Source organism: Telluribacter humicola, from assembly GCF_017355935.1.
GTDB classification, from domain to species: Bacteria; Bacteroidota; Bacteroidia; order Cytophagales; family Spirosomataceae; genus Telluribacter; species Telluribacter humicola.
Genome location: NZ_JAFIQT010000004.1, coordinates 287126 through 301868, shown reverse-complemented (window position 1 = coordinate 301868; position 14743 = coordinate 287126). Strand labels below are relative to the sequence as shown.

Genomic DNA, 14743 nt, shown 5'->3' with positions numbered 1-14743 from the left:
GTAATTAAGCCGGTTTAAAAATTGAGGGTAAGACCAGCGGAGAAAGTTTTAGACATGGGATACGTTCTTCCGTTGGTAGCATCGCCATCCAGTTGCTCCGGATCAATGTACTTGGTACGGAGAGGCGTATACGTCAGCAGGTTTTCTCCACTTACGTAGATACGGGCTCTGGGTACTCTGATCTTGCGGGTGAGGCTCTCAGGGAAGGTATACCCTAGTACTACGTTTTTCAGACGAAGGTACCCGACGTTCTGAATGTAGCGGTCATTGCGGGCATTCAGATCCCCCCCGCTGTTGAGCGCCGTATACCCCCGTAGCAGAGGGAAGTACGCATCGGGGTTCTCCGGTGTCCAGACATCATCATTAAAGTTCTCAGGGATGAACGAGTAGTAAGGACGTGAGTAAGGCCCCCAGAACTTGTCGGCGTTATTGCCCGGATACCAGTGCTTACGCCAGATACCCTGCGCCAGTACCGACAGATCAATCCCGTTCCAGCTGGCTCCGAAGTTCATACCATACCGATAGCGGGCCTGACTGTTACCAATGATCCTGAGGTCTCCGTGGTCTTCCAACGTATTGGCTCCCTGATCTATCTTACCATTTCCATCCAGGTCAATAAACTTAAGATCACCTGCCTGCAGCTTATTCCATTCACCGGGAGCATTGAGGCGCTGACGGTTCACGATTGTCTGGTCAACTTCGTAGGCCTGAGCCTCTTCGTTAGTCTGGAAGATTCCGCCAATCGAATACCCCCAGATCTCACCAATGGTCTGACCTACATAGCGGTTTGACAGTATCTTGTTTGGGTTATCATACTTCGTGATGACAGACTTAGAGTCTGAGAGAATAAATGAGGCATTATATGAAAAAGGCTTACCGGCCACATTCAGTTTATCGCGCCAGGAGATGGCCAGTTCAAAACCTTTAGTCTGTAAATCACCCGCATTTTCGGTAGGTACTGATGCGCCATACACGGCAGGAATTACCTTACCCGGTATCAACATATCAGTCGTATTGCGGATATAGGCATCGAATGAAAAGTTAAGTCGGTTATTAAGTACATCAGCATCAATACCCAGGTTAGAGGTAGTTGCTTTTTCCCAGGTCAGATTCGGCGATATAGGGTTGGGTGTGTTGACCTGGTAGAGCTTTTGTCCATTATCCAGCCAGCTTATCTGTGAAGTTGGCATAATAGAAACATAGGGGTAGAAGCTGGCCGAATTCGTGTTGGAAGGCAGCTGATTCCCCAGGGTACCATACGAAGCTCTCACCTTCAGGTTATTTACTACATTACGAACGGGTTCAAAGAAAGCTTCTTCGCTGATTCTCCATCCGGCAGATACCGAAGGAAAAAAACCATAACGACTGCCGGCTCCAAAACGGGAAGTACCATCGTAGCGACCATTCACCTCCAGTAGGTACTTACCACTGTAGTCGTAGTTTAGACGGAAGAAGGTACCAAACAGAGCATACTGGTACGAGCCACCCGAAGAAAGCTGCTCTCCCGTACCCAGGTTCAGATCGTTAAGGTTCTCAGAAAGCAGGTTCTTACGGGCACCGTACAGGCGCTGGTGTTTCTTGGTTTCGTAGTTCAGACCAGCCGTAGCCCCCACATAATGCTTTCCAAATGTCTGGTTGAAAGAGGAGTATACATTGGTAACGCTCATCGGGTCAAACCACAGGGTTCGGCTGTACTGATCCGTATTGTAGTTGGGAACCGTCGTCAGGATACCCGGCTGGATGGAGTACCTGGCCACCGCGGAACGATACCAGTCATCGGCTATATAAAATGAGTACGAATGATTGGCTACCAGGTTCCAGTTCTTAGTGAAGTCAATGGTCAGGGAATTAATAGTGGTCAGCTCATGCACTCGCTCTTCTCCCCCTGCTACTCCATTCAACAGATTAGCAAAAAGACCATCACCGATCGAGTAGTTGTTTTTCAACGTGTTGTACGTAGCGGTACCATCCGGGTTACGGGGAGCATAGGCCGGCATGGCGTGTACCGTAATGGCTACAAAGTTAGCATTGGCACCTCCCTCCCGACCCGGGTAGCTGTATTTTGAGTCAAAGTACTGGGTGTTGTTGCTTACTTTAAGCCAGGGGGTCAGCTGGGCGTTAATTTTACTCCGAAGGGTATAGGAGTTAAATTTATCAGTATTGATACGCATGATCCCCGCTTTCTGAAAGGCCGACCCCGACAGGTAATAGTTCACCTTATCGGTACCACCCGATAGATTCAGGTTATGCTGACTGGTAGGCTGTGTCATGTTAAAGAGCGTATTCCACCAGTCGTAGTTACCGTAGTAGTTGTAGATATCTTTACCATTTACGTTTTTGACTACCGTCCAAGGCCGGTCCGGGTGCTCGGTCTTGTCGTACCGGCGCGCCTCAAGCTCTTTATAATCTTCGTCGGAATACCGGGTGTAGGTGTTACCGGTAGCACGTTTGAAGGCCTCATCATTTAGCATCGTGTGCTCATAGCCGTTGGTCATGAAGCGGGTACTTATAGTCGGGGTAGACCAACCAAAGTTGTTGCTATATGATACACTGGTTTTGCCATTTTTGGCGGTTTTGGTAGTAACCAGGATAACCCCAAAGGCACCCCGCGCCCCATAGATTGCCGAGGCAGCCGCATCTTTCAGGACCGATACCGACTCCACGTCATTCGGGTTAATCCGGTTGATATCTCCGGGTACTCCGTCGATCAGTACCAGGGGACCTCCCCCGTTAATGGAAGTCTCGCCCCTGACATTCAGGTTACCTCCCTGACCCGGCTGTCCGGTGCTAAAGGTGATGTTCAGGTTAGGTACCATCCCCTGCAGGATCTGGGACATGTTATTAAGAGGCCGGTCTTCCAGTTCGCGGGCCTGTATCTGGCTGACTGCTCCCGTTAGGTTTACCCGCTTCTGGGTACCGTAGCCTACTACAACCAGCTCTTCAAGTACCTTATTATCAGCCGCCAGGGTCACATCCAGTACCCGGCGGTTGCCAACTATTACCTCCTGAGGGGTATAGCCCACAAAGCTAAAAACCAGCACCGACCCTTCTCCCGGAACGGTAAGCTCGTAGTTACCGTTTCCGTCGGTAGTAGTACCCTGGGAGGTACCTTTGACCACCACACTTACTCCCGGCAGAGCACCCTGTCCGTCAGAGGCTACTACAGTTCCTTTTACTCTAAATGCCTGAGGGGATACCTCTTTGATGGGAATCAGGTGTGTCGGGCTGAGGTGTTTCTCAACAGCCTTATGATTACCTGCACGATCTGTAACATGACCGCCAATGTTACTTTTCTCTGCGGAAACCGGCATCGTCAGGAACAAACCCAACGGCAGCGCAAGAGTGGCCAGTAAACTTGTTTTCATACTAGTACGATAGTTAAATAAGAAGAAGGCTAAAAGACCGTCCTGATCTTATTAGCTGCATCAGTAAAGGGAATAGACCACAAAAGTAGGCGTAGAGTTACAAGTAGATATTAAGCAGCAGTTAAGGAAATATTATCTAATTCCAGGAATAGTAATAAAAACTTTATAGCAAGAAATGGATGAATTGATAAGAGAAACAACAAAAGGCGAGATGGATAAAAATTGTATTTTTAACATAGAGAAAGTCTAAAACCATGGTGTAAAACCAATAGTTGGCATCCATCAAAGCGAGTACAGCTATGACCTGCCAATAATAGAAAGAAAAAAAAGCAGGCTACGAGGTAAACTAACTGCTGTTAGTACTACCTCATAGCCTGCATTAAATTTTCAGGCAATGCCGAACCTAAAGAATACTGCTTATTATATCAGGGCTGCGCCCATCTGGGGGTCACTCCACCCGCTTTTCCCGGTTTCTACGCGTCCGGCGTAGGTCTGCCGGAAGGCATTGTTACCAACTGCCTCTACGCTGAAATCGTACCAGCTGTGGCTTTTCTTCAGGTCAAGTTCTATCGTCTGTTCAGCACCCCTGGTCCCGGCTCTGGCCAGTTCAACCGTTTTTGGTCTGGACTGATAGGCATTGTCCGTAAGCTGTATCTGATAGGCGCGAGCCGGATCATTATTCACTAACTTAACCAGTACATCGCCGGTTAGCTGGCGGTTGGCTCCCTGCTTATACCGGCACGATACATGGATGGCTGGCTGCTGACTACCACCTACAAACTCCCGATAAAAACCATTAGGACCGTACACCCGCAGGTGATAATCACCCTTCCAGGTATCCACCAGGGTATCACCCGCCACTACGGCGTACGAGCGAACCCGTACATCGTTGTCAAGTAGCTGGTACACCTGAAAGGGAGCGCCCAGCGATTTCTTCCCGAAAACTTCTTTTTGGGCAGCGAGCCGCAGTTCCAGCTTCCCCTGCTGCCAGTGGCTGTCAGCATACAATTCATAGGGCAGGGCTGACGAAGGGCGTATCCCCTTTTCCTGCCGGGGCATATGGGGTGCGTTAGCCGGACTGGCATTGATCTGGGCAATTTCCTGAGGAGTAAGTACCTTAAAGCTAGTCGGTACTTCTTTGAACTGGGCTTTGTGTATACTCTCAATGAAAGGCTCTTTCTTCACAAAAGCGGGCAGAGCTATCTTCTCCCCCTGATACGGCCGAAACACCGACGTGAGATCGCCGCAGACGGTACGCCGCCAGCTGCTAATATTAGTCTCCTCTATAGGTGCTCCCTTTTTGTGGCTCAGGAAGTGCTCCAGGAACTGCAGTACTGAGGTGTGGTCAAATACTTCCGAACAAACATACCCTCCCCTACTCCAGGGTGATGCAACCACCAGCGGTACCCGGTAGCCCAGCCCGATGGGTCCGGTACGACCTCCGTTTTTCCGTTTGCTTTCCTGCTCCTGGGTCACAAATTCCAGCCGGGTATCAACCCCCTTACTCGTCAGTCCTGTTTCGGGTTGATCGGGATGGGGGGGAACAAAGGGCGGAACGTGATCGAAGTACCCATCATTCTCGTCGTAGGCCAGGATGAATATCGTTTTTTTCCATACTTCGGGATCTTTGGTCAGTATATCCATCACTTCGGACAGGTACCAGGCACCGTACCAGGGGGCGCCGGGATGGTCGGAGAAGTTTTCGGGCGCTACTACCCAGGACACCGTAGGTAGCTTTTTGTTCTCTACATCCGACCGGAACTGATGCAGCACATCCCCTTTGGGTACTTTCATATGCCGCTCAGTATCGCCATCCTTATAGATCAATGACTCCAGTTTACGATAATCCGGATCTCCGATATTGGTAGAAAACGCTTTGCGATGAATATTCTTTTCCCGCTCCGACAGAGCTTCAAACCTTTCAGGAGCATACTCCACCAGATCATTCTGAATAGTCTTCAGCCCGCTTTTCTGCCGTTCCAGATCTTTCTTTACTTTGGCATAGTCTTCGTCGCTTTCTTTCAGGCCAGCCAGCTTTTTCTCCAGCTGTACGATCTTGTCCGGTAGCACAGCTGACTGCTCTTTTATGTAGGCGTAGTAGGCCGGATGAAAGCGAACCCGGTACTGCGAAAACCATTCGATGGGGTTATCGGTGAAGTTAGCCAGCCAGCTATCCTCTTCACCAGTTAGACCTGTGTCAATACTGATTTCATTCTGGTAGATCTGCCACGAAATCCCCTGCTCTTCCAACCGCTCCGGAAAGGTCATCCAACTGGCTTCGGAGCTATAGGTCACATTTTCGTTTCGTACGTTGGCCATGGCCCCGGGTTCACGCGGGTCACGTACCGTACCCGACCACAGATACAAACGGTTGGGTGTGGTACCCGTCAGGGAAGAGCAGAAGTTTTGGTCACAAACTGTGAAAGCGTCCGCCAGGGCATAGTAAAAGGGTATGTCCTGGCGGTCGTAGTACCCCATGGTCAGGGGCATCTTGGCGTACTCCCGATTCCCGGACTTTTTAGCTTCCAGCCAGCCATCGTATTTCCCATCGTTACGGGCATCTACCTGATTCTCCCACGAATGCGGAAGTGCGCTCATCCAGGTAGCTTTGGTATCCTTGATGTTAAGCCGGAAGGGCGCATAGGTCTCCCCCTTCGCATTGGATTGTAGCCACACCTTATGGCGGTTAGGTAGCTCAATGGCCCGCGGATCATTAAAGCCCCGGACTCCCTGTAAAGACCCATAGGCATGATCGAAGGAGCGGTTTTCCTGCATCAGTATAACCACGTGCTCGGCATCCAGATAGGTAGTACCCGCAGGAGGATCAATGATATAGGCCCGCTGGATAGATTCAGGCAAGATGCCTGACAGTCCAGTAGACAAGAGGGCGGCTTTTTTGATAAAATCTCTTCTTGAATTCATTCTTGGTAAGGGCTTAGAAAAAATAGGTTCGTACAGAGACACCTGGTTGGGTGGCAAATTAAAAAGGATTCCTATTCATTACCGAACTTTCTATGTTAAGGCTTGATTATGCCTTTCTGCTTTGAACTTGTAGGACATAGTGATCTATCATTTTTCACTAATTATTTTAAATTATTCTAAATAAGGATTAGGTTTGCAGCTTCATCTTGTTCCCTCAATATCATTCAACCCATATGACAAGACTAGTACTCTTTCTTACTTTATTATCTGTTAGCATCTCGGTCTACGCCCAATCCGGGGCGGGTATCATAACCGGTACTATCAGGGATGCCCAGAGCAATGCCATTCCGTATGCTACCGTAGCCGTTGATAAGAAAAAAGGCGCCCTTACCGACGAAAGCGGTGGATTCAAACTAAACAACCTGCCTGCCGGCTCCTACTCGCTCCAGGTATCGGCCATTGGTTTTCAGACGCAGCAGTACTCTGTACAGCTTTCGGAAGGAGAGGTAGAAACAGTAACGCTAACCCTAACTGGAGGAACGCAGAACCTGGATGAGGTAATTATTACCTCGAGGAGCAAATCAGAATCAACAGCCAATCTTACCCAGTCGGTATCTGTGCTAGACGGCCGTACGCTGGAACAAACACAAATCGTTAGCAATAACCCAGGCGACATACTGGCGTTGACTATACCGGGACTGGGTACTTCATCGGGTACAACCAGTAACTGGGGACAGACCCTCCGGGGCCGGCAGCTGCTGGTCCTGGTGGATGGTATCCCCCAGTCTACCCCGCTGCGTAATGGCTCTATGGACCTCCGTACCATTGACCCCTATGCACTTGAACGGGTGGAAGTAATCCGCGGGGCGACGTCGATCTACGGTAATGGGGCCGCCGGAGGGATTATCAACTACATCACCCGCAGAAACGACTACGCCAAACCATTCTCGATGCGTACAGAGGTGGTAGGTACAGGTTCTCTAGTTAGCCCTGTAAATACGCTGGGAGGCCGCTTTTACCAGTCATTCTATGGCAAAGCCGGTAAAATAGACTATACCGTCAGTAGCAGTTACGAACGTAATGGAGTGATTAAGGACGCCGTGGGCGATCCACTGGGCTCCACCTACGGGCTCAGCAATGTAGCTACCTATAATGCCTTTGCCAAACTGGGTTATGATCTTACCCCTTCGCAACGCCTGCAACTGAGCTACAACTACTTCAGCAGCCAGGACAAAACCGACCTGATAGAAGTACTGGGCAACAGCCAGAAGGGAATTAAAACCACCTCAGCACCGGGTACACCCATCGGGTCGCCTCCGGGTACGCGCTGGAACCACAATGCTCAACTCAACTATACCTATGACAAGCTGATCGGCAACACCAGCCTGGGTGCCAGCGCCTACCTGCAGGATATCAGTACCGTTTTCTTTTACAGTACCACGTTTGAAGGTGGCGGACAGTCTACCATTCACTCCCAGAAGAAAGGAGCACGTCTGGACCTGAACTCGCCCTTTACAGTAGGTAGCTCCCTGCAGGGAAGTGTAGCCTACGGAGTAGATGTGCTAAATGATGTGACCTCGCAGCCCCTGCTGGACGGCCGCACCTGGGTACCCGAGATGAATATGTTAAGCCTGGCACCCTTCATGCAGCTGCAGACCACGCTCTTCGATCACCTCGTATATAATGGTGGCGTTCGGTACGAAAGCATGTCCATCGGTGTGGAGGATTATACCACGCTGAAGCCTTATAATAATCAGACGAAACAGTTTGGTACTTCTATCAACGTGAAAGGCGGTGACCTGTACTATAACTACTGGGTATTTAACAGCGGACTACGGTATAATAAGTGGTCATGGATACGACCCTATGTTAACTTTTCGCAGGGCTTCTCGGTCGCTGACCTCGGACTGGTACTGCGGGCGGCCCGGGTGAATGACATAGCTCAGGTCCAGACCTCGGCCGTGGTAGTCAATAACTATGAGGTAGGCTTCAACTCCCGCTATAAAGGCTTTACGCTGGAAGCATCCGCGTACCTGAGTCAGTCTAAACTAGGCTCAAGCTTCCGGGAGGTCAACGGTTTTTACGTAGTAGAGCGTATGCCCGAGCGGGTATATGGTTATGAGTTGGCCCTGACGGGTAAGCTTAGCAGTCAGGTACGTGTTGGTGCCACCTACTCCTACGTGGAAGGGAAACGGGATGGAAACGACAACCGTAAATTTGATGATCCGCAGGATTCGTATATCGGAGGCGAACGCATCACTCCTCCCAAGTATACGGCCTTCGTGACCTATACTCCTACATCCAGTCTGCTGTTCAGGCTTGACTTCCTGGGTTCGGGCAACCGCGATCGCTTTGCCAGGAACGAGACCGGCATCTATAAAACCTACGAGGGGCCGGTTAGTGCTTACCAGGTATTCAACCTGGCCTCCTCCTACCGCATCAATCACTCTCTTACGCTAAAAGCCGGTATTGAAAACCTGCTGAATGCGGATTATTTCCCCAGCCGTTCGCAGTTCCTGATGCTGGACCCTTACTACATTAAAGGAAAAGGGCGGAGCTTCAGTCTGGCCCTGACCCTGGATATCTGATTAAGCTAGGATTTATCGATTTCATACAAATGAGTCAGTACCTGTTGGTACTGACTCATTTGCTTTAGTGTCTTCGACGGCCTTCCCGCCTAATACCTATTTGTAAAAAAGAAAGAATTTACACTTAGAAACCACCTAATGTCTGGAAGGTATCAGACGATTATCATTCCACTCTACTAGTATATTAATCACCATTCTGTTGCCCTGATACCCGCAGACTACCAGTACACGCCCGACTTTTTATACTTTGAAATTTATAAATTATCATAGTTACCTCCTATTCCTAAGGTAGATGTAACTATATCCGGGCTTTGACTCACATAAGTCAATCAAGACACCATACTATCTTTCTAAAGTACGATCAATCTAACTAACTATACGCCTTGATTTAACCAGCCACTCCTGCCTTACCAGGTAGCCTGTTGTAAACCATTTCCTAGTAGAAGGATTAGAGGTACCTGGTAAGAAAACATGTTTCATTTCCTGGTCATTCGCATTTCTGTTTTTCGTCCCGGGCTCTTCCATCCAAAGAAGCCTTTTTATAAAAAATATCATCGGAAGTAACTCCGGTCTGACCTTATAAACCATCAGCCGGAGTACCATTGCAGCCGCTCCCACCTGGTCGTTTACCAGCCTCCAAGCCTGGTCTACCCCTCAAAGAGCCCCAATCAATAGAAGTTCCTGTACAGAATGCTTATAAAACCTAACCAGTAGAATCATGAAAAAACATGTACCGTACTGCCGCACGTACCTCCGCAGGAGTACGCGCTTAGTGGCTACTTCTCTGATGCTTTCTATGTTGCTTGCCGGCGGGGCTGCCGTAGCCGGTGGCGATAGCAACCATGCCCCTCGTGAAAGTATTTTCCGCACTCCCAAAAGACTTATTTCTGGCAAGGTCACCGACGATACGGGCGCTGGCCTACCCGGCGTGAGCGTGGTGATTAAAGGCACTACACGCGGTACTACCACCAATGGCGACGGTCAGTTTCAACTGGATGTACCGGAGAATAATACGGTCCTGGTTTTCAGCTTCGTGGGATATACCTCTCAGGAAGTAGTGGTAGGAAATCAAAGCACTATTAATCTGAGTCTGAATGTTGAAGACAAGGTACTGAATGAGGTGGTGGTAGTAGGTTACGGTACCCAGGAAAAAGTCAATCTGACCGGTGCGGTGGGTGTGGCTGATGCCAAGCGGCTTGAAAATCGTCCCATCGCCAACGCGGGTGAAGGCTTACAGGGTGTGATCCCCAACCTGAACGTAGGCGTACGCAATGGTGATCCCTCACAGGCTACTACATTTAATATCCGGGGGTACCAGTCCATCAACGGGGGTAGTCCTCTGATTCTGGTGGATAACGTCCCAATGGATATCAACCGGATTAACCCCAACGACATCCAGAGCATCAGCGTTCTCAAGGATGCCTCCGCGGCGGCCATTTACGGAGCACGGGCCGCTTTTGGTGTGGTACTTGTTACTACCAAGAGCGGAAAATCGGGCAAAGTACAGGTTAACTTTGGCGCGCAAACATCTCTGGCCAAGCCCATCTTCAACATGGATGTGGTGACGGACCCTTATCAGTTTGTACTGGCCCGGAACCGGGCTAACATGAGGACCAACGGTAACCCTTCGTACAACGAAGACTTTGTAGCGGCGGTTAAGAAGTACTCTGAAAACCCGATTCCGGCTAATGAATGGGGCGTGGTAAACGGGGCACTCCAGTACTATGGGTATAATCGGTACCAGGATAAAATAATGACTGATTACGCTCCCACCGATCAGCAGGATTTGTCCATCTCTGGTGGTTCGGATAATTCAAAATTCTTCTTTTCGCTGGGTCGTTTCAGCAAAGATGGCTACCTGCGCGAAAACAACGAGAAGTTCAAGCGCTACAACATCCTGATGAAGGCCGACTTCAAGGTAAACAACTGGTTGAGTTTTGATGAAAAGGTGATATTCAACTCGCAGAATAGTAATAAACCCCACTTCTACAACTGGGATGTAAACATTAATTCACTGGCTCGGGTGAACCCTATTCAGCCCATCCAGTTCCCGGACCTTGAGTATTACGTCACTCCCGGTGACCGCGACAAGTACGCTCCCTACATTGGCAAGTACTTCGGTGGCACCAACTTCTTCCCCTATCTGCTGGATGGTGGCCGAGAAACCTTCACCAGAAATGACATCTGGCTCACCCAGGGCGTTACCCTGACTCCGTTGAAAGGATTAAAATTGATTGGTAACTTCTCCTACAATATTTACAACAACATCCACCAGGATGTACAGAGTAAGGTAGAAATTGTCGATGCCAACCTGTTGGCGGCCAACCCCATCAGCAATGGTTTCAGCGGGGATGACTGGATCAGAAACAACAACAACTACAACCAGTATTACGTGTTGAATGCCTTTGCCGAATATACGGTGCAAAACCTGGGCAAAAATAATGTGACTGCCCTGGTAGGTTTCAACCAGGAGCGGGGCCAAAACCGGTACGTAGGCGCTATGGCCCGTGCTTTGATTACACCTCAGGTTACGGACATCAACGCGACAACGGGTGTACAGCAATCCTTCGGTGGCCAGTCGCACGTGGCCTTGCGGGGGATGTTCTACCGCCTGACCTACAACTACGACGATCGGTACCTGATCGAATTCAATGGTCGCTACGACGGAACTTCGCGTTTCCCCAAAGAAAGCCGCTTCGGTTTCTTCCCCTCCGTATCAGCGGGCTGGCGGATCAGCAACGAAAGCTTTATGGCAGGTACCACCAGCTGGCTGGATAACCTGAAGCTACGCGCCTCGTACGGAACATTAGGTAACCAGACTATTTCCAACAGAAACGGAGATCAGATTTTCTATCCGTATGTGTCAACAATGGGTACAGGACAGTCACCCTATATGTTACAGAATAGTACCATCCCCTATGTGTCGGCTGCCGGTCTGGTAAGCCCATCATTGACCTGGGAATCGGTAACCTCCAAAAACATTGGTTTAGACGTGACGGTACTGAAAAGTCGGCTCGATTTATCGTTTGACCTCTACACCCGCGACACCAAGGACATGCTCATGAACGTATCCTACCCCGACATTCTGGGTACCAGTGCGCCGCAATCTAATGCCGCCGACCTGCGCACCAAGGGTTGGGAACTGGCCCTGACCTGGCGCGATAGAATAAGAAGTAACTGGAGCTACGATGTAACGCTGGCGCTGGCGGATGCTACCTCAACCATCACCAAGTTCGAGAATCCATCAGGAGCATTGCCCAATAATAATACCATCTACTACGTAGGTCAGAAAATCGGGGAGATCTGGGGGTATGAGACAGTTGGTATTTTCCAGTCTCAGGAAGATGTCAAGAACGCTCCTGATCAGTCACGGATTGGTAACAACTGGCGGGCAGGAGACATCCAGTACGCCGATCTGAACGGGGATGGAATCATCAGTCCTGGTAAAAATACCCTGGCCGACCCCGGAGACCGCAAGATTATCGGCAACACAACCCCCCGATATAGCTTTGGTATTAATGCCAGCATTGCCTACAAAGACTTTAGACTTACGGCCTTCTTCCAGGGAATTGGCCAGGCAGACTATTCACCTGACAATGGTAACTGGACCTGGTTCTACCCCTTCAACGCTGGTCACGTAGAGAATTACTACATCACCGATACCTGGACTGAGGATAACCGCGATGCTTACTTCCCCGCTGCGCACATTTCAACCAGCGACAAGAAGAACGTCCAGACCCAATCGCGCTACCTGCAAAAAGCGGGATACCTTCGGGCCAAGAACATCACCTTCAGCTATAACCTGCCACAAAGCCTTATCAGCAAGATTGGCATGACTCAGGCGCAGGTGTTTGTAGCGGGAATGAACCTTTTTGAGTTCTCGAAGATTCGCAAGCCACTCGACCCTGAAACCATCCAGACTCAGGTCATTGAATACCCTATGCAACGAATAGGCACCCTGGGAATCAACGTATCATTTTAGTGGATAGGGATTAGAGAAAATGCTCCTGGTGAGCGACTTAAATCAACACCTCCACAATACAAAATCTAAACAATTTATCATGAAAAAGATATTTCTTAAACTTGGGTTAGGCTGCCTTACAGCGGTGGCGGTCACAGCCTGCAACGACGATTTCCTGGAAAGGTACCCTCTGGATCGGATCACGAACGAAACCTTCTGGAATACCGAAAACGACCTCGCCGTTTATAATAACAGCCTCTATGATCTGTTACGGGTGGAACCGAACGTTCCCATTCTGCAGGGCCATAACAACGGCTTCGACAGCCATTTTGGAAGCATCTGGAATCAGGATGAGCTTTCGGACAATCTGGCCCCCATCGAACCCCGGCATACCTTCTTTCAACAGATCAGAAGTGGCAAGTACACAGTACCCGCCAACCCCGACTGGTTTGGCTACCGGGGGTGGAACTTTGTCCGGGCTATCAACGTGGGTCTGGAAAACTATAACCGTGCTAAGGTATCACAGGCGGTTAAGGACAAATATATTGCCGAGGCGCGTCTATTCCGCGGCTGGTTTTATGCCGATAAAGTAGCTAAATATGGCGACGTACCTTATGTAGAAAAAGCCCTAAATATTGACTCAGAAGAGCTTTATGCCGCCCGTACTCCGCGGGAGGAGGCTATGGAAAAAGTGCTGGAAGACCTGAACTTCGCCTCCGAAAAGCTCCCCAACAGCTGGGGCGATGGCGGTGCCCCCGGTCGGGTGACCCGCTGGGTAGCCCTTCTGGCAAAAGCCCGGATTTGTCTCTTTGAAGGTACTTTCCGCAAGTACCACGGTGGCAGCAACGCCAACATGTGGCTGGAGGAAGCGGCTAAGGCTTCTAAAGAAATTATGGACAAAGGGCCTTTCCGCCTGTATTCGACGGGGAATCCCAAAACAGATTACAACGCCTACCACCGCGTATTTGATCTGACGGGTAATCCTGAAGTAATGTACTGGCGCAAATACAAGGTAGGTGTATATACCAATCACATCCAGTCCTATTTCAGCTACACGGGCGGTGCTACCAAGAGCCTTGTGGAGGACTACCTATGTATCGATGGGTTACCTATCTCGCTATCACCACTTTACAAAGGTGACGACAAGATCGAGGATGTTTTTGAGAACCGGGACCCCCGCCTGCGCCAAACGGTGCTGCATCCCGATGATACCAAACATTATAACTACCACTTGGGCGATGGACTGCCCTATCCCCGCATCAACGGAATGGCGGGCGGCTTTACTACCACCACCGGCTACCACATTATCAAGCATTACAATGCGGCCGATATGATTGGTAAGGCCTTCGACACAGGCGAGTCACCCGCGATTATTATGCGTTTTGCTGAAGTGCTACTCATTAATGCCGAGGCCAATGCTGAACTGGGTACCATCACCCAGACCGACCTGGATCTGACCATTAATAAGTTGCGTGACCGGGTGGGTATGCCGCATCTGGAGATAGGCAAAGTACCGGTAGACCCCCGCTACACAGCAGACGGTGTTTCGCCTTTGATCCAGGAAATCCGTAGAGAGCGCCGCATTGAACTGTTTATGGAAGGACATCGGTACCAGGACCTCATGCGCTGGAAGCAGGGTAAAAAACTAACAATTCCGACGATGGGAATGCGATGGAATGATGCCGCCATTGCCCGGTATCCCAAAGCCATCGTAAAATCGAAGGTAGATCCTGTCTCGGGCAAAACCTACATAGACGTATACCAGGGTACGGACTTCGCTACTCCGGTTTTTGACGAGAAAAAGCACTACCTGTGGCCTATTCCGTTGAATACGCTGGCTCAAAATCCCGCTATCAAGCAGAATCCAGGCTGGGACTAAAACTCTCCCTGCCCTATTATTAAGCTAC

The 14743-nt window shown here is 49.8% G+C and carries 5 protein-coding genes; 3 read left to right on the top strand and 2 right to left on the bottom strand.

Annotated features, from left to right (window positions below; genetic code table 11):
- Positions 1 to 14: 14 nt before the first annotated feature.
- Positions 15 to 3365, bottom strand: a complete 3351-nt coding sequence (locus JUB14_RS19270) for a SusC/RagA family TonB-linked outer membrane protein (RefSeq protein WP_229368024.1) — start codon at positions 3363 to 3365, stop codon at positions 15 to 17.
- A 420-nt stretch (positions 3366 to 3785) separates the two neighbouring features.
- On the bottom strand, positions 3786 to 6287 hold the full coding sequence (locus JUB14_RS19265) for a phosphocholine-specific phospholipase C (protein WP_207508447.1): 2502 nt from the start codon (positions 6285 to 6287) through the stop codon (positions 3786 to 3788).
- A gap of 233 nt (positions 6288 to 6520) precedes the next feature.
- Here JUB14_RS19265 and JUB14_RS19260 point away from each other — a divergent pair, with 233 nt between their 5' ends.
- The 3 genes from JUB14_RS19260 to JUB14_RS19250 all read left to right on the top strand — a co-directional run bounded on the left by JUB14_RS19260 (position 6521) and on the right by JUB14_RS19250 (position 14715).
- Positions 6521 to 8875 carry a TonB-dependent receptor gene (locus JUB14_RS19260; protein WP_207508446.1) on the top strand — a complete coding sequence of 785 codons (2355 nt, stop codon included), beginning with the start codon at positions 6521 to 6523 and terminating at the stop codon, positions 8873 to 8875.
- Between the two features lie 718 nt (positions 8876 to 9593).
- Positions 9594 to 12857: a SusC/RagA family TonB-linked outer membrane protein gene (locus JUB14_RS19255; protein ID WP_229368023.1), complete on the top strand. Its 3264-nt coding sequence runs from the start codon at positions 9594 to 9596 to the stop codon at positions 12855 to 12857.
- 79 nt (positions 12858 to 12936) lie between these two features.
- Positions 12937 to 14715, top strand: coding sequence for a RagB/SusD family nutrient uptake outer membrane protein (locus JUB14_RS19250; protein ID WP_207508445.1), 1779 nt, complete (start codon positions 12937 to 12939; stop codon positions 14713 to 14715).
- The last annotated feature ends 28 nt before the right edge of the window (positions 14716 to 14743 follow it).